This window comes from Streptomyces marinisediminis (assembly GCF_026262575.1).
GTDB classification, from domain to species: domain Bacteria; phylum Actinomycetota; class Actinomycetes; order Streptomycetales; family Streptomycetaceae; genus Streptomyces; species Streptomyces marinisediminis.
On the sequence record NZ_JAPKFL010000001.1, the window covers coordinates 272,470 to 294,433 of the forward strand.

At 75.2% G+C, this 21,964-nt stretch carries 21 protein-coding genes and 1 pseudogene; 21 read left to right on the top strand and 1 reads right to left on the bottom strand.

Translation table 11 applies throughout. The features are described 5' to 3' along the window. The first annotated feature begins 52 nt into the window (after window positions 1–52). From OSB71_RS01205 to ffh, 4 genes are all read left to right on the top strand, one after another. On the top strand, window positions 53–1,333 hold the full coding sequence (locus tag OSB71_RS01205) for an ammonium transporter (protein WP_265943152.1): 1,281 nt from the start codon (window positions 53–55) through the stop codon (window positions 1,331–1,333). Then, window positions 1,330–1,668 (top strand): P-II family nitrogen regulator, encoded by a 339-nt coding sequence (locus OSB71_RS01210; RefSeq protein WP_265943154.1) that lies wholly within the window; start codon window positions 1,330–1,332, stop codon window positions 1,666–1,668. Before OSB71_RS01205 ends, OSB71_RS01210 begins: the two co-directional genes overlap by 4 nt. Before the next feature lie 106 nt (window positions 1,669–1,774). Beyond that, on the top strand, window positions 1,775–4,303 hold the full coding sequence (locus OSB71_RS01215; RefSeq protein ID WP_265943156.1) for a [protein-PII] uridylyltransferase: 2,529 nt from the start codon (window positions 1,775–1,777) through the stop codon (window positions 4,301–4,303). Between the two features lie 131 nt (window positions 4,304–4,434). Beyond that, a complete protein-coding gene (ffh, locus tag OSB71_RS01220; protein WP_265943158.1) occupies window positions 4,435–6,009 on the top strand; it encodes a signal recognition particle protein in 1,575 nt (524 codons plus the stop codon). A gap of 215 nt (window positions 6,010–6,224) precedes the next feature. On the opposite strand, the gene OSB71_RS01225 is transcribed toward ffh, so the two are convergent. Beyond that, complete coding sequence (locus OSB71_RS01225) at window positions 6,225–7,007, bottom strand: methyltransferase domain-containing protein (RefSeq protein WP_265943160.1); 783 nt, start codon at window positions 7,005–7,007, stop codon at window positions 6,225–6,227. 299 nt (window positions 7,008–7,306) lie between these two features. Between OSB71_RS01225 and proS the strand changes: the two genes are divergently transcribed. The 17 genes and pseudogenes from proS (at window position 7,307) to OSB71_RS01310 (ending at window position 21,869) form a co-directional block, all read left to right on the top strand. Then, window positions 7,307–8,722 (top strand): proline--tRNA ligase, encoded by a 1,416-nt coding sequence (proS, locus tag OSB71_RS01230; RefSeq protein ID WP_265943162.1) that lies wholly within the window; start codon window positions 7,307–7,309, stop codon window positions 8,720–8,722. A gap of 163 nt (window positions 8,723–8,885) precedes the next feature. Beyond that, on the top strand, window positions 8,886–9,476 hold the full coding sequence (locus tag OSB71_RS01235; RefSeq protein ID WP_265943164.1) for a hypothetical protein: 591 nt from the start codon (window positions 8,886–8,888) through the stop codon (window positions 9,474–9,476). A gap of 375 nt (window positions 9,477–9,851) precedes the next feature. Beyond that, a complete protein-coding gene (rpsP, locus tag OSB71_RS01240; protein WP_265943167.1) occupies window positions 9,852–10,301 on the top strand; it encodes a 30S ribosomal protein S16 in 450 nt (149 codons plus the stop codon). A gap of 2 nt (window positions 10,302–10,303) precedes the next feature. Further along, window positions 10,304–10,543: an RNA-binding protein gene (locus tag OSB71_RS01245; RefSeq protein WP_219091427.1), complete on the top strand. Its 240-nt coding sequence runs from the start codon at window positions 10,304–10,306 to the stop codon at window positions 10,541–10,543. Window positions 10,544–10,640: 97 nt separating this feature from the next. Further along, entirely contained in the window at window positions 10,641–11,306 is a 666-nt protein-coding gene (gene rimM / locus OSB71_RS01250) for a ribosome maturation factor RimM (RefSeq protein WP_265943170.1), read from the top strand. Continuing rightward, window positions 11,303–12,127 (top strand): tRNA (guanosine(37)-N1)-methyltransferase TrmD, encoded by an 825-nt coding sequence (trmD, locus tag OSB71_RS01255; RefSeq protein ID WP_265943172.1) that lies wholly within the window; start codon window positions 11,303–11,305, stop codon window positions 12,125–12,127. Before rimM ends, trmD begins: the two co-directional genes overlap by 4 nt. A 128-nt stretch (window positions 12,128–12,255) precedes the next feature. Next, entirely contained in the window at window positions 12,256–12,606 is a 351-nt protein-coding gene (gene rplS, locus OSB71_RS01260) for a 50S ribosomal protein L19 (RefSeq protein ID WP_265943174.1), read from the top strand. Window positions 12,607–12,750: 144 nt separating this feature from the next. Next, window positions 12,751–13,449 (top strand): signal peptidase I, encoded by a 699-nt coding sequence (gene lepB / locus OSB71_RS01265; protein WP_265943176.1) that lies wholly within the window; start codon window positions 12,751–12,753, stop codon window positions 13,447–13,449. Between the two features lie 199 nt (window positions 13,450–13,648). Next, window positions 13,649–14,125: pseudogene (gene lepB / locus OSB71_RS01270) on the top strand (signal peptidase I); the annotation flags it as partial. A gap of 283 nt (window positions 14,126–14,408) precedes the next feature. Then, a complete protein-coding gene (lepB, locus tag OSB71_RS01275) occupies window positions 14,409–15,407 on the top strand; it encodes a signal peptidase I (RefSeq protein WP_265943354.1) in 999 nt (332 codons plus the stop codon). Window positions 15,408–15,481: 74 nt separating this feature from the next. Beyond that, on the top strand, window positions 15,482–16,210 hold the full coding sequence (lepB, locus tag OSB71_RS01280; RefSeq protein ID WP_265943178.1) for a signal peptidase I: 729 nt from the start codon (window positions 15,482–15,484) through the stop codon (window positions 16,208–16,210). Window positions 16,211–16,249: 39 nt separating this feature from the next. Continuing rightward, window positions 16,250–16,573: a DUF2469 domain-containing protein gene (locus OSB71_RS01285; RefSeq protein WP_265943180.1), complete on the top strand. Its 324-nt coding sequence runs from the start codon at window positions 16,250–16,252 to the stop codon at window positions 16,571–16,573. Between the two features lie 375 nt (window positions 16,574–16,948). After that, entirely contained in the window at window positions 16,949–17,323 is a 375-nt protein-coding gene (locus OSB71_RS01290; RefSeq protein WP_265943182.1) for a YraN family protein, read from the top strand. Between the two features lies 1 nt (window position 17,324). Continuing rightward, on the top strand, window positions 17,325–18,935 hold the full coding sequence (locus OSB71_RS01295; RefSeq protein WP_265943184.1) for a YifB family Mg chelatase-like AAA ATPase: 1,611 nt from the start codon (window positions 17,325–17,327) through the stop codon (window positions 18,933–18,935). Beyond that, a complete protein-coding gene (dprA, locus tag OSB71_RS01300) occupies window positions 18,932–20,116 on the top strand; it encodes a DNA-processing protein DprA (RefSeq protein ID WP_416237169.1) in 1,185 nt (394 codons plus the stop codon). The genes OSB71_RS01295 and dprA overlap by 4 nt, the downstream gene beginning before the upstream one ends. A 276-nt stretch (window positions 20,117–20,392) precedes the next feature. Further along, on the top strand, window positions 20,393–21,235 hold the full coding sequence (gene whiG, locus OSB71_RS01305) for an RNA polymerase sigma factor WhiG (RefSeq protein ID WP_265943186.1): 843 nt from the start codon (window positions 20,393–20,395) through the stop codon (window positions 21,233–21,235). Window positions 21,236–21,311: 76 nt separating this feature from the next. Beyond that, on the top strand, window positions 21,312–21,869 hold the full coding sequence (locus tag OSB71_RS01310) for a TetR/AcrR family transcriptional regulator (RefSeq protein ID WP_265943357.1): 558 nt from the start codon (window positions 21,312–21,314) through the stop codon (window positions 21,867–21,869). The last annotated feature ends 95 nt before the right edge of the window (window positions 21,870–21,964 follow it).

Genomic DNA, 21,964 nt, shown 5'->3' on the forward strand with positions numbered 1-21,964 from the left:
TCCCAAGCCCCCAGATCCGCCGCACGGGTCGTGACTCGAGGAGACGTCCACATTGAACGGCGCGGATACCGCTTTCGTCCTGATCAGCGCAGCGCTGGTCATGCTGATGACCCCTGGGCTGGCGTTCTTCTACGGTGGCATGGTCCGCGTGAAGAGCGCCCTCAACATGCTGATGATGAGCTTCATCGCACTGGGCATCGTCAGCGTCCTGTACGTCCTGTTCGGCTACTCGCTGGCGTTCGGCGGCGACACCGCCGGGCTCATCGGCGGCCTGGAGCACGTCGGCCTCGGCGGCCTCGGGGCCGACACCCTGACCGGTGGTGACGAGGGCATCCCGGTGTTCGCCTTCGTCCTGTTCCAGATGATGTTCGCCGTCCTCGCCCCGGCCCTGATGAGCGGGGCGCTCGCCGACCGGGTGAGGTTCAGCGCGTGGGCGGTGTTCCTCGCCCTGTGGGTCAGCGTCGTCTACTTCCCCGTGGCGCACTGGGTGTGGGCCGAGGGCGGCTGGCTGTTCGAGATGGGCGTCATCGACTTCGCCGGCGGCACCGCCGTCCACATCAACGCGGGCGTCGGCGCGCTGGCCGCCGTCCTGGTGGTCGGCAGGCGGATCGGCTTCCCGAAGGAGCCGATGCGCCCGCACAACCTGCCGCTGGTCCTGCTGGGCGCGGGGCTGCTGTGGTTCGGCTGGTTCGGCTTCAACGCCGGGTCGGCGCTGGCCGCCGACGGCACGGCGGCGAACATGGCGCTCAACACCCAGGTCGCCACCGGCGCGGCCGTCCTGGGCTGGCTGCTGTACGAGCGGCTCAGGCACGGCGCGTTCACCACGCTCGGCGCGGCCTCCGGCGCCATCGCCGGACTCGTCGCCATCACCCCGGCCGGCGCCTCCGTCAACGCCTTCGGCGCCATCGCGATCGGCCTGGTCGCCGGCGCGGCCTGCTCCTGGGCCGTGAACTGGAAGTTCCGGCTCGGCTACGACGACTCCCTCGACGTCGTCGGCGTGCACCTCGTCGGCGGCCTCGTCGGCACCCTGATGGTCGGCTTCCTGGCGACCGAGGGCGGCGGTCTCACCCAGTTCGGCAAGCAGGCCCTGGGCGCCTTCGCGGTGATGGCGTTCACCTTCGTGGTGACCTGGCTGCTGGCCAAGCTCGTCGACGTCACGATGGGCCTGCGGGCCAGTGCGGACGACGAGGTCACCGGCGTCGACCGGGCCTTCCACGCGGAGACGGCCTACGACTTCAGCCAGGCCGGCACCTCGTCGGCCGGCGGGACGCCCACCCCGGCGGCCGCCCGGACCACCCCCACCGCATCGGAAGGCAGGAAGGTCGACGCATGAAGCTGATCACCGCGGTCGTCAAGCCGCACCGGCTGGACGAGGTCAAGGACGCCCTGCACGCGTTCGGCGTGCACGGCCTCACCGTCACCGAGGCCAGTGGCTACGGGCGGCAGCGCGGCCACACCGAGGTCTACCGGGGCGCGGAGTACACCGTCGACCTGGTGCCGAAAATCCGTATCGAGGTCCTGGTGGACGACGACGACGCCGAACAGCTCGTGGAGGTCGTCGTCAAGGCGTCCCGCACCGGGAAGATCGGCGACGGCAAGGTGTGGACCGTCCCCGTGGACACGGCCGTCCGCGTCCGCACCGGGGAGCGCGGCCCGGACGCCCTCTAGCCGGCCGGGCCCGCCGGGGCGGCGCACACGGCCGACCGCCCCGGCGCCCCGGCCCCGCGTGCCGCCCACACCGCGGCCACCCACGCAGCAGACGACGGGAGCGCACATGACGGCGGAGACCCAGCCCCAGCCCGCCGCGGGGTACGCCGCGGCCCGCCTGCGCCTGCTGCGCGGCACCGCGTCCGGCGGGCACCGCCGCGCCGCCCTGGCCACGCTCACCGACACCTGGCTCGCGGGTCTGCTCGCCCGGGCGGGCGGCGGGCGCGCCCCCACCGGCGTCGCCCTCGTCGCCGTGGGCGGGTACGGACGCGGCGAGCTCTCGCCCCGCAGCGACCTGGACGTGCTGCTCCTGCACGACGGCGCCCGCGCGGCGGCGGAGCTGGCGGCCCTGGCCGACGGCCTGTGGTACCCGGTGTGGGACCAGGGCCTCGACCTCGACCACGCCGTGCGCACCGTGGCCGAGGCGCGGCGGACCGCCGCCGACGACCTCAAGGCCCAGCTCGGACTGCTGGACGCCCGGCACGTCGCCGGGGACGCCGGGCTCACCGCCGTCCTGCGCACCGAACTGCTCGCCCAGTGGCGCGCGCAGGCCCCGCGCCGCCTGCCGGAGCTGCGGGCACTGGGCCGCGCGCGCGCCGAGCGCCACGGCGAGGCGCGGTACCTCCTCGAACCCGACGTCAAGGAGGCCCGCGGCGGCCTGCGCGACGTGACCGCCCTGCGCGCGGTGGCCGCGTCCTGGCTGGCCGACGCGCCCCGCGCGGGCCTGGCCGCCGCCCGCGCCACCCTGCTGGACGCCCGCGACGCCCTGCACCTGACCACCGGCCGTGCCACCGACCGGCTCGCGCTCCAGGACCAGGACCAGGTGGCGCGCGCGCTCGGCGTGCACGGCGCCGACGCCCTGCTGCGCCGGGTCTACGAGGCGGCCCGCACGATCACCTACGCCCAGGACGTCACCTGGCGCGAGGTGGACCGCGTGCTGCGCTCCCGCACCGCCGGGCGCGGGCCGCGCGCCCTGACCGGCGGCCGGGTCGCCCGGCGCGGCGCGCCCGAGCGCACGCCGCTGGCCGAGGGCGTGGTGGAACAGGACGGCGAGGCGGTGCTCGCCCGCACCGCCCGTCCCGAACGCGACCCGTGCCTGGTGCTGCGCGCCGCCGCGGCCGCCGCGCGGGCCGGGTTGCCGCTCGCGCCCGCCACCGCGCGGCGGCTCGCCCGGGAGGCCGCGCCGCTCCCGGTGCCCTGGCCGGCCGAGGCCCGCGAACTGCTGGTCACCCTGCTCGGCGCCGGTCCGGCCGCGGTGGGGGTGTGGGAGGCGCTGGAGGCCGAGGGGCTGGTGGCCGCGCTGCTGCCGGACTGGGAGCGGGTCCGCTGCCGCCCGCAGCGCAACCCCGTGCACCGCTGGACCGTGGACCGCCACCTGGTCGAGACCGCGGTGCGGGCCGCGGCGCTCACCCGCCGGGTGCGGCGGCCGGACCTGCTGCTGGTCGGCGCGCTGCTGCACGACATCGGCAAGGGCTGGCCCGGCGACCACTGCGTCGTGGGGGAGACCATCGCCCGCGACACGGCCGCCCGCATGGGCTTCGGTCCGGCCGACACCGCCGTGCTGGCCGCGCTCGTGCGCCACCACCTGCTCCTGGTCCACACCGCCACGCGCCGCGACCTGGACGACCCGGCCACGGTCACCGCCGTCGCCGCGGCCGTCGGTGACGTCGGCACGCTGGAGCTGCTGCACGCGGTGACCGAGGCGGACGCGCTGGCCACCGGCCCCGCCGCCTGGTCCCCGTGGCGGGACCGGCTGGTCACCGACCTCGCCGGGCGCGTCGCCGCCGTCCTCGCCGGCGAGCCGCTCCCCGCGCCGGCGGCCCGGCCCGGGGCGCGGGCGCAGCGCCTGGCCGCGGCGGCCTCCCGCGCCGACGGACCGGTCTTGGCGCTGCACGCGCGGCCGGAGGAGGGCCCGCGCGCCGCCGGGCAGGCCGCCGCGGCGTCCGCGAACGCCACCGGCGGACGCCGCGGGGCGGACGGCGCGCACGGCGTGCACGGCACGGCCGACGGGGCCGGTGCGGCGGGCGCGCCCCTCGGCGTCGAACTGCTCGTCGCGCTGCCGGAGCACCCCCGCGCGCTGTCCGCCGTCGCCGGGGTGCTCGCCCTGCACCGCCTCACCGTCCGCTCGGCGGAGCTGCGCGGTGCCCACCCGGCGGGCGGCGGGCCCGTGCTGCTGCTGACCTGGCGCGTCGCGGCCGAGTACGGCTCGCTGCCCGCGGCCGACCGGCTGCGGGCCGACCTCAAACGGGCCCTGGCCGGCACGCTGGACGTCCCCGCCAAGCTGGCCGAGCGCGAGCGGGCCTACCGGAACCGGGGGCGCGGCGCCCAGGCCCCGCCCCCGCGCGTCACCGTCGCGCCGGACGGCTCGCGGCGGGCCACCGTCGTCGAGGTGCGCGCCCGGGACGCCTCCGGCCTGCTCCACCGCATCGGACGGGCCCTGGAGGAAGCGGGCGTGACCGTCCGCAGCGCGCACGTCAGCACCCGGGGCGCCGACGCCGTGGACGCCTTCTACGTCACCGCTCCCGACGGTGCACCGCTGCCCCGCGCGGACGCCGCCGAGCTGGCCCGCGCGCTCCAGTGCGCCCTGGGCGGCTGACCGGACCCCCGGCGGGCGGATACCCTTGGGCGATGCGTGCCGCGACGCCCCCGCTGGGACCGTCGGTCCAGCCGGGACACCGCGGTACGTCCGACCGCCGGCACCGATGTACGTGAGGATTCGCGACCGCCGTGTTCGACACTCTCTCCGATCGCCTCGCAGCAACCTTCAAGAACCTCAGGGGCAAGGGCCGCTTGAGCGAGGCGGACATCGACGCCACGGCGCGCGAGATCCGCATCGCACTGCTGGAGGCCGACGTCGCGCTGCCCGTCGTGCGGGCGTTCATCAAGCAGGTCAAGGAGCGGGCGCTGGGCGCCGAGGTCTCCAAGGCGCTCAACCCGGCCCAGCAGGTCATCAAGATCGTCAACGACGAGCTGGTCGGCATCCTCGGCGGTGAGGCGCGGCAGCTCCGCTTCGCCAAGCAGCCGCCGACGGTGATCATGCTCGCCGGCCTCCAGGGCGCCGGCAAGACCACGCTGGCCGGCAAGCTCGGCAGGTGGCTGAAGAGCAAGGGCCACACGCCGCTGCTGGTGGCCTGCGACCTCCAGCGTCCCAACGCCGTCGGCCAGCTCAGCGTCGTCGCCGAGCGCGCGGGCGTCGGCGTCTACGCCCCGGAGCCCGGCAACGGCGTCGGCGACCCGGTGCGGGTCGCCACGGACTCGATCCAGTACGCCCGGACCAAGCAGCACGACATCGTCATCGTCGACACCGCCGGCCGCCTGGGCATCGACCAGGAGATGATGCGGCAGGCCGCCGACATCCGGGACGCGGTCAGCCCGGACGAGGTGCTGTTCGTCGTCGACGCCATGATCGGTCAGGACGCCGTCCACACCGCCGAGGCGTTCCGGGACGGCGTCGGCTTCGACGGCGTCGTGCTGTCCAAGCTCGACGGCGACGCGCGCGGTGGTGCGGCGCTCTCCATCGCCCACGTCACCGGGCGCAAGATCATGTTCGCCTCCAACGGCGAGAAGCTGGACGAGTTCGACGCCTTCCACCCCGACCGGATGGCCTCGCGCATCCTCGGCATGGGCGACGTCCTCAGCCTCATCGAGAAGGCCGAGCAGACCTTCAGCCAGCAAGAGGCCGAGAAGATGGCCGCCAAGCTGGCGAAGGGCCCCAAGGAGTTCACCCTCGACGACTTCCTGGCCCAGATGGAGCAGGTCAGGAAGATGGGCTCGATCTCCAAGCTGCTCGGCATGATGCCGGGCATGGGCCAGATCAAGGACCAGATCAACAACCTGGACGAGCGCGACGTCGACCGCACCGCCGCGATCATCAAGTCCATGACGCCCGGCGAGCGCCACGACCCGACGATCATCAACGGCTCGCGGCGCGCGCGCATCGCCCGCGGCTCCGGGGTGGACGTCAGCGCGGTCAAGTCGCTGGTGGAGCGGTTCTTCGAGGCCCGCAAGATGATGTCGCGCATGGCCCAGGGCGGCGGCATGCCCGGGATGCCCGGCATGCCGGGGATGCCGGGCGCGGGCGGCGGAACGAAGAAGAAGGGCAAGCAGCAGAAGAAGGCCAAGGGCAAGCGGCAGTCCGGCAACCCGATGAAGCGCCGCCAGGAGGAGCAGGCCGCCGCGGCCCGCCGGGAGGGCGGGGACGGCGGTGACGGCGGCAACGCCTTCGGCCTGCCCGGCGCGGGCCAGGACGCGGGGGACTTCGAGCTGCCCAAGGAGTTCCGGGACCTGCTGCCGCCGAAGTGACGCGGCCCGCGCACCCGGGACGCGCGGCGCGGCCCGGGTGCGCGGGACGCGCGGCGCGGGCCGGCACGCGGGGTCGCCCGGGTGCGGAAGGCGGCCCGTTGGGCGGCGCGGCCCGGGTGCGGGGGCGCCGTGCGCCGCTCCCGGGCCGGGGCTCCGGCGGGGCCCGTCGCCCGGGGCGCGTCCGCCCCGGGCAGCCGCCGCGCCCGCCCGCGTGCCTACACGCGGGCGATCACGTACCGGAAGAGGTTCGGCAGCCACACCGTGCCGTCGGCGCGCACGTGCGGGTGCAGCGTCTCGGCCAGCTCCTTGCGCACCTGCCCCTCGTCCGTCGCCCGCACCGCCGCCGCGTAGAACCCCGTGGACAGCAGTCCGCGCACGGCGCTGTCCAGGTCGGCGTAGCCGAACGGGCAGGACACCCGGCCGGAGCCGTCCGGGCTCAGCCCGGCCTGCCGGGCGAGGTTCTCCAGGTCGTCGCGCCCGCGCGGCTGCCAGCACGCCCCGTGGTGGAGCGGCTCGGCGAGCCGCGCCGCGATGCGCAGGGCCGGGGCGGCGGCGCAGCGCTCGGCCGGGCCCCAGTCGGCCAGGACGACGGTGCTGCCGCGCTCGGCGTGCCGCGCGGCGGCGGACAGGGTGGCCGCGCGCGGCCGTGCGTCGAACGCGGTGACGAGGTTGTACGGGGCGCCCTCCGGCCGGGCCGCGCGCGCGGCCGGCTCGCCGTGCGCCAGCCGCACCGCGTAGGGCCGCCCACCCCGCTGCGGCTCGCCGAGCAGCCGGGCCCGCGCCAAGGCGAGCCGGTGCTCGTCGGTGTCCAGGCCGGTCACCTCCGCCCCGCGGCCGGCCGCCAGCAGCAGGGCCAGCCCGGAGCCGCAGCCGAGCCCGAGCAGCCGGGTGTGCGGCCCGACCTCCAGCCGGTCGTAGACCGCCTCGTAGAGCGGCACGAGCATGCGCTCCTGGATCTCCGCCCAGTCACGGGCTGCGCGAGGGAGGTGCTGAGGCATGAACGTAGCTGTCATCACAGGCGCCCCTATCCGGTCCGCGTGTCCGTCGTCGGCTTGTCGTACTGCCGTGGTCCCGGGCCGTCGCCCGCTCCCCGGGTGGGCCGCTCCTGCCCCCACGGGAGCCGCGTCCTCATGCCAGGGAACTCCCGATCGCCGCCCGCGTCCAGTGGACGGGGCGGAGCGGAGCACCCCTTCCGGCCGTGCCGGGTGAACCCCGCGCGGCGCGGTGAGACACCGCGGTGCGGCGGTGCGGGGTATCGATTCACGCTTTGGCGGCGGGCCGCCGTAACATGCCCGCCATGGCAAAGGCTCCCGTACTCACGCCCCAGGCGGACGACTTCCCGCGCTGGTACCAGGACCTGATCAACAAGGCCGAGCTGGCCGACAACGGGCCGGTGCGCGGCACCATGGTCATCCGGCCGTACGGCTACGGGCTCTGGGAGCGGATGCAGCAGGAGATGGACGCCCGGATCAAGGCGGCGGGCGCCCAGAACGCCTACTTCCCCCTGTTCATCCCGCAGTCGTACCTGACCCGGGAAGCCGAGCACGTGGAGGGCTTCGCGCCGGAGCTCGCGGTGGTCACCCACGGCGGTGGCAAGGAGCTGGAGGAGCCCATCGTCGTCCGGCCCACCTCCGAGACCGTCATCAACGAGTACTTCTCGAAGTGGGTGCAGAGCTACCGCGACCTGCCGCTCCTGATCAACCAGTGGGCGAACGTCGTGCGCTGGGAAATGCGTCCCCGCATCTTCCTCCGAACGAGTGAGTTCCTCTGGCAGGAGGGCCACACCGCCCACGCGACGTACGAGGACGCGCGGGAGTACGCCGCCCGCATCCACCGCGATGTCTACGCCGACTTCATGCTCAACGTCCTCGGCATCGACGTCGTCCTCGGCCGCAAGACCCCGCAGGAGCGCTTCGCCGGAGCGATCAACACGCTCACGCTCGAGTCGATGATGCGGGACGGCAAGGCCCTCCAGATGGGCACCAGCCACGAGCTGGGCCAGAACTTCGCCCGCGCCTTCGACACCCGGTACCTCTCCGGGGACGGCGAGCGCGAGCTGGTGTGGCAGACGTCGTGGGGCGTGTCGACCCGCATGGTCGGCGGCCTCATCATGACGCACGGCGACGACAACGGGCTCCGGGTGCCGCCGCGGCTCGCGCACGTCCAGGCCGTGGTGCTCGCGATCAAGGGCGACGACGCCGTGCTGGCCGCGGTCCGCGAGATCGGCGACCGGCTCGCGGCGGCGGGCGTGCGCGTCCAGGTCGACGACCGCACCGACACCCCCTTCGGCCGCCGCGCGGTGGACTGGGAGCTCAAGGGCGTCCCCGTGCGGGTGGAGGTCGGTCCGCGCGACCTGGAGAACGGCACGGCGATGCTGGCCCGCCGCATCCCCGGCGGCAAGGAGCCGGTCCGGCTCGACGCGCTGGCCGAGGTGCTGCCGAAGGTGCTGGAAGAGGACCAGGCGCTGCTGCTGCGCGAGTCCCGCGAGCGACGCGAGGCGAACACCGCCGACGTGCGGACCGTCGAGGAGGCCGCCGAGGCCGCCACCGCCGGCGGCTGGGCCCGCATCCCGTGGGCGGACCTCGGCCCGCAGGGCGAGGCCCGCCTCGCCGAGCAGGCCGTGAGCGTGCGCTGCCTGGTGGCCGAGGACGGCTCCGTGCCCACGTCGGACGACGCCCCCGGCACGGTGGCGATCGTCGCCCGCGCGTACTGAGACGCACCCGGACGCGGGGTTCGGTTGCGCGTACGGGCACGCACAACGCCCGTACGCGCCCGCGCGTCGCAGGACGAACGGCCGGAACTGACTGGTACGTGCAAAATATTTCGAATGGCCCCGGAATCGGAACACTTCACCCGCCCGGCTCGTTGTTCACGACGTGAGCACGACACCACCAGTTCTCGCCGCCGAGCTGGCCACCGCGTGGGCTGACATTCAGCGCCACCACGCGGAGCTGCCGGACCTGGCCGCACCGGAATCGCTGATCGGAGAGTCCTCGTCCGCCTGTGGCGCGGAGCTCTCCTTCGAGCGCCTGCTGCACGAGGCCGTCCACGGAGTCGCCGCCGCGCGCGGCGTCCGTGACACCTCGCGGGCAGGCCGATACCACAACCGCCGTTTCCTGGCGATCGCCGAGGAGATGGGCCTGGAGCACGTCGAGGAGCCGCATCCGAGCAGCGGATTCTCGCTCGTCACGCTGACGCCGCTGGCGCGCAAGCGCTACCGCGCGACGGCCGAGCGGCTACAGCGTGCCCTCCGCGCCCACACGGCGGCCACCCGCACCGACACGGGCCGCTCCTTCCGCGGTCCGGCCGCCCGCCACGGCTCCTCAGGCGGCGGGGTACGGGTCAAGGCCGTCTGCGACTGCGGGCGCAACGTCCGCGTCGTCCCCTCGGTGCTCGCCCAGGCGCCGATCATGTGCGGTGCCTGCGGCAAGCAGTTCCGCATCCCCGAGGTGATGGCCGTGGGCTGAGGCCGGACTGCGCAGGCCACCCGAAACGGCGGACCCCCCTCGCCTGCCGTTTCCCCCACCGGCTCAGCACCGATGACGCTGACGCACACCGGTTCGGCACCGACACCGACACCGACACCGACACCACCACCGACCCATCCGCCCGTCCCCAGGGGCGGGTGGGCGCATCCGGTGCGCTCCCTCCCACGCCCCCGGCCCGGTGCCCGCCCCGGCGGACCGGGACGCGCGAGGCGTGTGGCAGAATGGTCCGCTGAACTCGACAGCCGTGCGGACCCTCTCTCCTCCGGCTGACGCGTCCACCGGGCGCCCCGGTCCCACCACCCCACGTGGCGTTCCGCCGTGCCCACCCCGTCAAGACCAGGAGACACCACACCCGTGGCAGTCAAGATCAAGCTGAAGCGTCTGGGCAAGATCCGTTCGCCTCACTACCGCATCATCGTCGCCGACTCCCGCACTCGCCGGGACGGCCGCGCCATCGAGGAGATCGGCCTGTACCACCCGGTGCAGAACCCCTCCCGCATCGAGGTCGACAGCGAGCGCGCCCAGTACTGGCTGGGTGTCGGCGCGCAGCCGACCGAGCCCGTGCTGGCGATCCTCAAGGTCACCGGCGACTGGCAGAAGTTCAAGGGCCTTCCCGCCCCGGAGCCGATGAAGGTCGCCGAGCCGAAGGCCGACAAGAAGGCGCTCTTCGAGGCCGCCGCCAAGGACTCCGGCGACGAGCCCAAGGGTGAGGCGATCACCCCGAAGGCGAAGAAGGCCGACAAGGCCGACAAGGGTGCCGACGCCGAGGCCGCCGCCTCGCCCGCCGAGTCCACCGAGGCCTGAGCATGCTGGAAGAGGCCCTCGAACATCTGGTCAAGGGCATCGTCGAGCATCCCGAAGAGGTGCAGGTCGCCTCGCGCAACCTGCGCCGCGGGCGCGTTCTCGAGGTGCGGGTCCACCCCGACGACCTCGGCAAAGTGATCGGCCGCAACGGCCGCACCGCCCGCTCCCTGCGCACCGTCGTGGGGGCGCTCGGTGGCCGGGGCATCCGCGTCGACCTGGTCGACGTCGACGCCGTCCACTGAGCGAGGACACCGCACCGGCACGGGCCGGGAACGGCAGCGCCGTTCCCGGCCCGCGTGCGATCGACCGAGCAAGACACCGGGGAACGAAGGACGGCACGTGGAATTGGTAGTCGCGCGGATCGGCCGCGCCCACGGCATCAAGGGCGAGGTCACCGTCGAGGTGCGCACCGACGAGCCGGAGCTGCGGCTCGCCCCCGGCGCGGTGCTGGCGACGGAACCGGCCGCCGCCGGGCCGCTGACCATCGAGAGCGGACGCGTGCACAGCGGTCGTCTGCTGCTGCGCTTCACCGGCGTCGCGGACCGCACCGCCGCCGAGGCGCTGCGCAACACGCTCCTCATCGCCGAGGTCGACCCGGAGGAGCTTCCGGAGGACCCCGAGGAGTTCTACGACCACCAGCTCATCGACCTCGACGTGGTCACCCGGGACGGCACGCACGTCGGCCGGATCGCCGAGGTCGCCCACCTGCCCGCGCAGGACCTGCTCGTGGTGCGGCGCCCGGCGGGGGGCGAGGCCCTGATCCCCTTCGTGGCGGAGATCGTCCCCGAGATCGACCTGGCGGAGCAGCGCGCCGTCGTCGACCCGCCGCCCGGCCTCCTGGACGAGCTGCCGGAGGACGCCGAGGACGCCGCGCAGGAGGTGCCCGGCCCCCGCCCGGACGGCGGCGCGGAGCGTGACGGCGACGGCGGCGCGGATGGCGACGGCGGCGCGGATGGCGACGGCGGCGCGGAGTCGCGCGGCGCGGCCGGGGGCGGCCCCCGGTGAGGCTCGACGTCGTCACGATCTTCCCCGAGTACCTGGAGCCACTGGATCTCTCGCTCGTCGGCAAGGCCCGCGCCCGGGGACGGCTCGACGTCCACGTGCACGACCTGCGCACCTGGACCCACGACCGGCACCACACCGTCGACGACACGCCCTACGGCGGCGGCCCCGGCATGGTGATGAAGCCCGAGCCGTGGGGCGAGGCCCTGGACGCGGTGGTCGACGCGGGGCGGGAGGCAGGGCTGGGCGAACCGCCGGTCATCGTCGTGCCCACGCCCAGCGGGCGGCCCTTCACCCAGGAGGAGGCCACCGAGCTGTCCGGCCGCCCCTGGCTGGTGTTCACCCCGGCCCGCTACGAGGGCATCGACCGCCGCGTCATCGACGAGTACGGCGAGCGCTACGACGTGCGCGAGCTCTCCATCGGCGACTACGTGCTGGCCGGCGGCGAGGCCCCGGTGCTGGTGATGGTCGAGGCCATCGCCCGGCTGCTGCCCGGCGTGCTCGGCAACGCCGAGTCCCACCGGGACGACTCCTTCGCGGCCGGGGCCATGGCCAATCTGCTGGAGGGCCCCGTCTACACCAAGCCGCCGCGCTGGCGCGACCGCCCGGTGCCCGAGGTCCTCGCGAGCGGGCACCACGGGAAGATCGCCCGGTGGCGCCGCGACGAGGCGCTGGCCCGCACCGCGCGGCACCGGCCCGACCTCGTCCGGCGCTGCGACCCCGCGGAGCTGGACCGGCACGACCTGCGCACGCTCGCCGAGCTGGGCTGGTCGGTCGGGGAGGACGGCCGATTTGGGCAGGCCGCCGGGCCCGTGGAAGAATAGGCGGCTGGCCCACGGCCGGACGGGTGACCCTGCCACAGGGGGACCGACGCCCGACCCGCCGCGCCGCACGAACCATCCACCCCTTTTCCGCCGTTGACCTGTGGCACCGGCGAAGAAAGCAGACGAGCATGTCCCAGCTTCTCGACAGCGTCGACGCCGCGTCGCTGCGCAGCGACATCCCGGCCTTCCGCCCCGGTGACACCGTCGACGTCCACGTCCGCGTCATCGAGGGCAACCGCTCCCGCGTCCAGCAGTTCAAGGGCGTGGTCATCCGCCGCCAGGGCTCCGGCCTGCGCGAGACGTTCACCGTCCGCAAGGTGAGCTACGGCGTCGGCGTCGAGCGCACCTTCCCGGTCCACACCCCGGTCGTGGAGAAGATCGACGTCGTCACCCGCGGCCAGGTGCGCCGCGCCAAGCTGTACTACCTGCGCGAGCTGCGCGGCAAGGCGGCCAAGATCAAGGAGAAGCGCGAGCGCTGAGCGGCGACGCGCCGACGCCCCGACGCCCCGACGACGGACCCCCGGCGGCCGGGCCCATCCCCTCGCGGATGCGGCCCGGCCGCCGCGTCGTTGCCGCCGGTTAGGCTCAGCGGCAGCCCCGCCGCCGAGCCCCGGAAAGCAGCCATGAAGGACACCCTCCGTACCCCGGCCCGCCGTGCGGCGGCGCGCGCCGGGCGCCTCCTGCGGGCGCGGGCCCGGCCGGTGGCGCTGTGGGCGGGGGCCGTGCTCACCGCGCTGCTCGCCGTCAGCGCCTTCGTGGTGCGGCCGTACGTGATCACCAGCGGGTCCATGGAGCACACGCTGGAGTCCGGCGACCGGGTCCTGGTGAACAAGCTCGCGTACCGTTTCGGCAACGAACCACGGCGCGGGGACGTTGTGGTGTTCGACGGAACGGGTACGTTCGCCGCTGAGGGCACCGCGCGGGGCCCGCTCACGCGGTTCCTGCGCACCACGGGGTCGGCCCTGGGGGTGACCGACCCGCCCGGGAGCGACTACGTCAAGCGCGTCGTCGGGGTGGGCGGGGACAGGGTCACCTGCTGCGACGCGCGGGGGAGGATCGAGGTGAACGGGACGCCGCTGGCGGAGGACTACCTGCACCCCGAGGGCGGTGCCGAGCGCGCCTCGTCCGTGGCCTTCGACATCGTCGTGCCCGAGGGCCGGCTGTGGCTCATGGGCGACCACCGCGCCGTCTCCAGCGACTCCCGCGACCACCTGGGCCGTCCCGGCGGCGGCACCGTGGCGGCCGGGGACGTCATCGGCCGGGTGGACTGGATCGGCTGGCCGCCCAGCCGCTGGGCGGGCCTGCGGGGCGCCCGTGGGTAGGCGGGGGCGGCCACGCTCCGCGACCCGGGCGGCCGGTGAACTCCGCACCGCCGAGCACGCCCCGGTGGGGGAGGGCCGGGCGGCCCGGCGCCGCGCGGCCAAGCGGCTCACACGCCGCCGGCGGCTGTCGGCGACCAAGGAGATCCCGCTGCTGGTCGGCGTCGCCCTGCTCATCGCGCTGGTGCTGAAGACCTTTCTGGTGCAGGCGTTCGTCATCCCCTCCGGTTCCATGGAGCAGACCATCCGCATCGACGACCGGGTGCTCGTGGACAAGCTCACGCCCTGGTTCGGGGCCGAGCCCGCCCGGGGCGACGTCATCGTCTTCCAGGACCCGGGCGGCTGGTTGGAGGAGCAGCGGCAGACCGTCCCGGCCGACGACCCGCCGGTGATCAAGCAGGGCAAGGCGTTCCTGACGTTCATCGGCCTGCTGCCCTCGGCCGACGAGCAGGACCTGATCAAGCGCGTCGTCGGCGTCGGCGGCGACCGGGTGGTGTGCTGCGACGAGGACGGCCGGGTCACGGTGAACGGCACGCCCCTCGACGAGCCCTACCTCCACCCCGACGGCAAGCCGTCCGACATCGCCTTCGACGTGACCGTGCCGCGGGACCGGTACTTCGTGATGGGCGACCACCGGTCGAACTCCGCCGACTCCCGCTACCACCTCGACGGCCCCGGCCAGGGCACGGTTCCGGCGGACCTGGTGGTGGGCGAGGCCGTGGTGATCGCCTGGCCCGTGGCGCACTGGACGCGGCTGGACGAGCCGGGCACGTACGCTTCGGTACCGGAGGCGGGCACCCCGGCCGGTGGTGCCGAGGCGCGCGCCCCCGCGGCGAGCGAACACAGGCACAATTTCACGCCCGCCCCGAGCCCTGCGGAACTCACGCTCGTTATGGGAGTGGCAGGCCTGCTCCGGGCGACGGACGGGCGGCGGCACAGCGTGAGGAGAGAGCGTGGGGGACGTGGCGGTCGGCGCCCGGTCGGGGTCCGGTGGAGAAGAGCCGGAGCGGCGGCCGGGGCAGGACGACGAGCGGGTCGCGGGCCCGGTCGGCGAGCGGCCCGGGGAGCGCGCCGGCGAGCCCGCGGCCGGGCCCGGCGCGGCTGAGGCGGCCCCGGGCGGCGGCAGCGCCGGGCCCGGCTCCCACACCGGAGGTGACGGCGGCGGTGACGACGGCGGCGGGGCCGACGGCGACGGGCCGCGCCGGGGCGGCAGCAAGCAGCGCTCCTTCTGGAAGGAGCTGCCCCTGCTCATCGCCATCGCCCTGGTGCTCGCCCTGGTGATCAAGACGTTCTTGCTCCAGGCGTTCTCCATCCCCTCGGACTCGATGCAGAACACCCTCCAGCGCGGCGACCGGGTGCTGGTGGACAAGCTGACGCCCTGGTTCGGCGCCGAGCCCGAGCGCGGTGAGGTGGTCGTCTTCAACGACCCGGGCGGCTGGCTCGACTTCCCCCCGCCGGAGCCGAACGCCTTCCAGCAGGCGCTGAGCTGGGTGGGCCTGATGCCCTCGGCCGACCAGCAGAACCTGATCAAGCGCGTCGTGGGCGTCGCGGGCGACACCGTGGAGTGCCGCCGCGGCGGCCAGGTGACCGTCAACGGGGAGCCGCTGGACGAGTCGTCCTACCTCTACCCGGGGAACACGCCGTGCGGCGACCGCCCCTTCGGCCCCCTGGAGGTGCCCGACGACCACCTCTGGGTGCTGGGCGACCACCGGCAGAACTCGCAGGACTCGCGCTACCACATGGACGGCCCCGCGGGCGGCGCCGTGCCGGTCGACGACGTGGTGGGGCGCGCGGTGGTCCGGGCCTGGCCGGTGGACCGCTGGGGCGCCCTGTCGGTGCCGGACGCCTACGACGAGCTGTCCGCCGCGGCTCCGGCCGCCCTCGGTCTCGTCGGCGCCGTGCCCCTGGTGCTCTGGCGCCGTCGGCTGCGGGCCGCCGCCGAGCCCGCGACGCGGGGCTGACCCGTTCGGGCTACCGCCGGTAGGGTGCGCCCCGGGGGAGGGCCCACCCGACGGAACCGAGCAGGGAGCAGCGCGTGAGCACGACGGCGACGAACACGGCGGCCTCGCGCGGCGGCCCCGGCCGCGTCGCCTCCTCGATCGCCGTGGCCGTCGGCTGCGTCCTGCTCGTCGGCTCCTTCGCCTGGGCCGTGGTGCTGTACCGGCCCTACGCGGTGCCGACGGACTCGATGGCGCCCACCATCAACGCCGGCGACCGGGTGCTGGCCGAGCGGATCGAGGGCGCGGAGGTGCGCCGGGGCGACATCGTCGTCTTCGCGGACCCGACGTGGGGCGACCTGCCGGTGGCCAAGCGCGTCATCGGCGTCGGCGGGGACGAGGTCGTCTGCTGCGACGCCGAAGGCCGCCTGTCGGTGAACGGGACGCCGGTGCCCGAGCCCTACCGCTCCGGTCCCGGGCCGGCCTCGGTGAGCGACTTCACCGCCCGGGTGCCCGATGACTCGCTCTTCCTGCTCGGCGACAACCGCCGTCACTCGATGGACTCCCGCAGCCTCCTGGGCGGCGAGAGCCAGGGCGCGGTGCCGCGCGAGGCGGTCCGGGCCCGCGTCGACGCCCTGGCCTGGCCGCCCGGTGCGGCCGGGCTCGTCGAGCGTCCCGCGGGCTTCGCCGGGCTGCCCGGCGGCGTCTCGGACACCGGGCCGCTGCCCGTCCAGCTCGCGGCGGCCGTCGTGGGCGCCGTGCTCATCCTGGGCGGGGCCGCCTACGGCCCCGTCGCGCGGCGCGCCGGACGGGGTCGGCGGCACTGACGCACAATGGGGGGACGCACGGCTGAAGGGGAACATGCCATGAGCGCCGAGGACCTCGAAAAGTACGAGACCGAGATGGAGCTGAAGCTCTACCGGGAGTACCGGGACGTCGTCGGCCTGTTCAAGTACGTGATCGAAACCGAGCGGCGCTTCTACCTCACCAACGACTACGAGATGCAGGTGCACTCCGTCCAGGGCGAGGTGTTCTTCGAGGTCTCCATGGCGGACGCCTGGGTGTGGGACATGTACCGGCCCGCCCGCTTCGTCAAGCAGGTCCGGGTGCTCACCTTCAAAGACGTGAACATCGAGGAGCTCAACAAGAGCGACCTCAGTCTCCCGGAGGACTCCGGCTTCAACGGCTAGGCGACGCGAGGGCCCGGAGCGGGCGGCCGGCGGGCCCGCCGGTGCGGTCGGCCGGTGCGACCGGCACGGTCCGGCCGGACGGTCCGGCCGGCGGCGGTCGGCCGAGGGGAGCGGCGGGAGCGGCGGGCCACGTTTCCGGCGGGCGGGCGCGGTCTCCCTGTGCCTCCCGCGCCTCCCGCACCTCCCGCGCTTCCGGCGGACGCGGTCGGACCACGCTCCGCCTCCGCCCGGTGTGGCCAGCCGACGGGAGCGGTGGCGAGGGGTAGCCCACACGGGTGGCGCAGTTGTCCACAGCCGGAGGGTTGTCCACCGGTTTCCACCAAGATCCACTTTTTTCCGTCCGGGCGGCCAGAGTCGGGCGCGGAGGTGGACGTGATGAACGCACGTGAAGCGCTGGGCCGGTACGGCGAGGACGTGGCCGCCCGCAGGCTGCGCGAGGCCGGCATGGCCGTGCTGGACCGCAACTGGCGGTGCCGGGACGGGGAGATCGACATCGTGGCCCGGCAGGGCGACGCCCTGGTGGTCTGCGAGGTGAAGACGCGCAGCGGGGGCGGCTACGAGCACCCGATGGCGGCCGTGACGCCGCGCAAGGCCGCGCGGCTGCGGCGGCTGGCCGCGCGCTGGCTGAGCGAGCGCTGGCTGACGCGCTACGGCAGACCACCGGCCGGCGGGGTCCGGATCGACGTGGTGGGCGTGGTGCTGCCCCGGCGCGGCGCCCCGGTGGTCGAGCACGCGCGGGGGGTGGCCTGACATGGCTTTCGCCCGCGCCTGCTCGGTGGCGCTCGTCGGGGTGGAAGGCGTGCTGGTGGAGGTCCAGGCCGACCTCGAACCCGGCGTCGCCACGTTCACCCTGATCGGGCTGCCCGACAAGTCCCTGACGGAAAGCCGGGACAGGGTCCGCGCCGCCGTGGTCAACTCCGGTGTCGACTGGCCGCATATGAAACTCACCGTGGGGCTGAGCCCGGCCGCCGTGCCGAAGGGCGGCTCGGGCTTCGACCTCGCGGTGGCGTGCGCCGTCCTCGGCGCGACGGAGCGGATCGACGTGCGGCGGCTCGCCGGGGTCATGCTGATCGGCGAACTCGGCCTGGACGGCCGGGTGCGCCCGGTGCGCGGGGTGCTGCCCGCCGTCCTGGCCGCCGCCGACGCGGGCTACCGACAGGTGGTCGTCCCCGAGCAGACGGTCTCCGAGGCGCGCCTGGTACCCGACGTGGCGGTGCTCGGGGTGCGCACCCTGCGCCAGCTCATCGCCGTGCTGGCCGACGAGCCGGTGCCACAGGAGGTGGCCGCCGAGGACGAGGGAGCCCCCGACCTGGCGCTGGCCGGACTCGCCGTGCCCGGCGCGGGGCTGGGCACCGGCCCGCCGGGGCTCGCCCACCCGGTGGATCTCGCGGAGGTCGCGGGACAGGCGGCCGCCCGGCGCGCCCTGGAGATCGCGGCGGCCGGGCGCCACCACCTGTTCCTCAAGGGGCCTCCGGGCGCGGGCAAGACCATGCTCGCCGAGCGGCTGCCCGGGCTGCTGCCCGAGCTCACGGCCACCGAGTCGCTGGAGGCGACGGCCGTGCACTCCGTGGCCGGGGTCCTGCCGCCCGGCCAGCCGCTGGTCTCCCGGCCCCCCTACTGCGCGCCGCACCACTCCGCGAGCATGGCGGCGCTCATCGGCGGCGGCACCGGACTGCCCCGCCCCGGCGCGGTCTCCCTCGCCCACCACGGCGTCCTCTTTCTCGACGAGGCCGCCGAGTGCAGCGCCCGGGTGCTGGACGCGCTGCGGCAGCCCCTGGAGTGCGGCCACGTGGTGGTGGCCAGGGCCCAGGGCATGCTGCGGATGCCCGCGCGCGTGCTGCTCGTCCTGGCCGCCAATCCCTGCCCGTGCGGTCGGCACGGCACAGCGAGCGGCGGCTGCGAGTGCCGTCCGTCGTCGGTGCGCCGCTACCGCGCCCGGCTGTCCGGCCCGCTGCTCGACCGGGTGGACCTGCGGGTCACGGTCGAGCCGGTCGGCCGGGCGGAGCTGCTCGCGGCCGGGCGCGACACGGAGGACACCGCCACCGTCGCCGCCCGGGTGCTCGCCGCCCGCGAGCGCGCCGCCGCCCGGTACGCGGAGCTGCCCTGGCGGACCAACAGCGAGGTGCCCGGGCACGAGCTGCGCACCCGCTGGCCGGTCACCCCGGGGGCGCTGCAACGGGCGGAGGCCGACATGGAGCGCGGGCTGCTCACCGCGCGCGGTCTTGACCGAGTGCTGCGCGTGGCCTGGACGGCGGCCGACCTCGCCGGGCGCCCCCGGCCCACCGCCGAGGACGTCGACTGCGCGCTGCACCTGCGCACCGGCGTGGCCCGGGGCTCCGCCCTGGCCGGAGCCCGGCGGTGAGCGGCACGGCGGCCCCCGCCCCGGGCACGGACCCGGGGGAGTCCACCGGTGGCCCCGGGTGGGACGAACGGCTCGCCCGGGTGGCGCTCAGCCGCACGGTCGAGCCCGGGGACGCGCTCGTCGGCGGCTGGCTCGACCGCCTGGGGCCGGTGGAGACGGTGCGGGCGCTCGCCGGGGAACGGCCGCTGCCCGGGGCGAGCCCGCAGCGCTGGGCCGGGCTGCGGCTGCGGGCGGCGGCGGCCCGCCCGGAGGCCGACCTCACCGCCGTCACCGACCTGGGCGGCCGCTTCCTGTGCCCCGGGGACCGGGACTGGCCGCGCCAGCTCGATGACCTCCAGGCGGCCCGGCCGGTGGGCCTGTGGGCGCGGGGCGCCGGCGCGCTGCGGCTGGCCGCGCTGCGCTCCGTCGCCGTGGTCGGCGCCCGGGCCTGCACCGAGTACGGCTCCCACGTCGCCTCCGTGCTCGGCGCCGAGCTGGCCGAACGGGGGTGGACGGTGGTCTCCGGCGCCGCGTACGGGGTGGACGGCGCGGCCCACCGCGGCGCGCTCGCAGTCGGCGGCGTCACCGTGGGGGTGCTCGCCTGCGGCGTCGACCGGGCCTACCCGCCGGGCAACAGCCGACTCATCGACCGCATCGCCGAGGCGGGGCTGCTGCTGGCCGAGCTGGCGCCCGGCGAGCACCCCACGCGACCCCGGTTCGTCCTGCGCAACCGGGTCATCGCCGCCCTGACCCGCGGCACCGTCGTCGTGGAGGCCCAGGTGCGCAGCGGCTCCTTGGTCACGGCCCGCTGGGCGGACCGGCTGGGCCGCCAGACGATGGGCGTGCCCGGCCCGGTCACCTCCGGGCTCTCGGCCGGCGTGCACCGGCTGCTGCGCGAGGGGGCGCAGGTGGTGACGAACGCGGCCGAGGTGATCGAGCTGGTTGGCGCCATCGGTGAGCTGGCGCCGCAGCCGTCCGGTCCTGCGGTGCCCCGGGACCTGCTGCGTCCGGCCGCCGCCCGGGTGCTGGAGGCACTCCCCGCGCGCGAGGCGGTCGGCGTCGCCTGGCTGGCCCGGGCCTCGGGCACCCCCGAGAAACGGACCAGGGGGCTGCTGGGCGAACTGCGCTCCCTCGGGTTCGTCCACGGCACGGGGGACCGCTGGCAATTGACGTCCCCGCGGCGAAGACACCCCGACAGGTGACCGATCGGTGCTTGACCTGCCATGACCGAGTGAAAGGGTGAGCCCATGGCGGCTGAATGGCGGATAGCGGCGCGGGCGTGCGGGGCGGACGCGCGGCGGAGCCGTACCACGGGGGTGCGGGCCGAAGAACGTATCTGCGCATACCGCATCGGCTGTTCATAGCCCGATGCGACCGCACGCTCACGCTACGCTCGCGAAGTTCCCCCTCCCTCCCGCATTCCGCTCGATCGTCGTATCCGGCGGCCCCGCTCACAGCAGAACGGCTCCAGGTCACGCATGCCCCACCACACGTCCGGGTCCTCCCGCACCGTCGCGGCACCGCGCGCCGCGGCCGGTGCGCGGACGCGGCCCGCCGCCCCCAGCACGCTGGACGAGCTGTGGCGGTCGTACAAGGACACCGGTGACGGACGGCTGCGGGAGCAGCTCATCCTGCACTACTCGCCGCTGGTGAAGTACGTGGCCGGCCGCGTCAGCGTGGGGCTGCCCGCCAACGTGGAGCAGGCCGACTTCGTCTCCTCCGGCGTCTTCGGGCTCATCGACGCGATCGAGAAGTTCGACCCGGGGCGGTCCATCAAGTTCGAGACGTACGCCATCAGCCGCATCCGGGGGGCGATGATCGACGAGCTGCGGGCGCTGGACTGGATCCCCCGCTCGGTCCGGCAGAAGTTCCGCGCGGTGGAGCGCTGCTACGCCTCCCTGGAGGCGCGGCTGCGCCGCACGCCCAGCGAGAGCGAGGTCGCCGCCGACATGGGCATCGCCGTCGAGGAGCTGCACGCCGTCTTCAGCCAGCACTCGCTGGCCAACGTCGTCGCCCTGGAGGAGCTGCTCAACGTCGGCGGGGAGGGCGGCAGCCGGCTCAGCCTCATGGACACCCTGGAGGACACCGCGGCGGACGACCCGGTGGAGGTGGCCGAGGACCGGGAGCTGCGCCGCCTGCTCGCCCGGGCCGTCAACACGCTGCCGGAGCGGGAGAAGACGGTGGTCACCCTCTACTACTACGAGGGGCTGACGCTCGCCGAGATCGGTGAGGTGCTCGGTGTCACCGAGAGCCGGGTCAGCCAGATCCACACCAAGTCCGTGCTGCAACTGCGGGCCAAGCTCGCCGAAGTGGGGCGCTGAATCGTCCCTCCGCCGCCTGACGTGCTCGGAGCGAGGGCCTATCGTGGGAGGCGTGCCCAGGATTCGAGCGGCCACCGTGGCCGAGCACCGGACCATGCAGCGACAGGCCCTGCTGGAAGCGGCGCGCACGCTGCTCTCGGAGGGTGGCACCGACGCCCTCACCTTCCCCGCCCTCGCCGAGCGCACCGGGCTGGCCCGCTCCTCGGTCTACGAGTACTTCCGCTCCCGCGCCGCGGTCGTCGAGGAGCTGTGCGCCGTCGACTTCCCCGTGTGGGCCGCCGAGGTGGAAGCGGCCCTGGCCGACGCCCCGACCCCCGAGGCGAAGATCGAGGCCTACGTCCGGCGGCAGCTCGCCCTGGTGGGCGACCGTCGGCACCGCGCGGTGGTGGCCATCTCCGCCGGTGAGCTGGACGAGGGCGCGCGGGAGAAGATCCGCGCCGCCCACGGTGGGCTCGTCGCGCTGATCGTGGAGGCGATCGAGGCACTCGGGCACCCCGAGCCCCGGCTCGGGGCGATGCTGCTGCAGGGCGTGGTCGACGCGGCGGTGCGCCGCATCGAGCTGGGGGCGGCGGAGGACCCGGCCGCGGTGACGGACGCCGCCGTCGCGATGGCTCTGCGCGGGCTCACGGCGTAGGCACCCCGGCGCACGCCCGCGCGGCGCACACCGGCTGTCCGCCCGGCGGCCCCGTCGCCTGTCGCCCGTCGTCCGGCGCTCATCCGCTCGGCGAG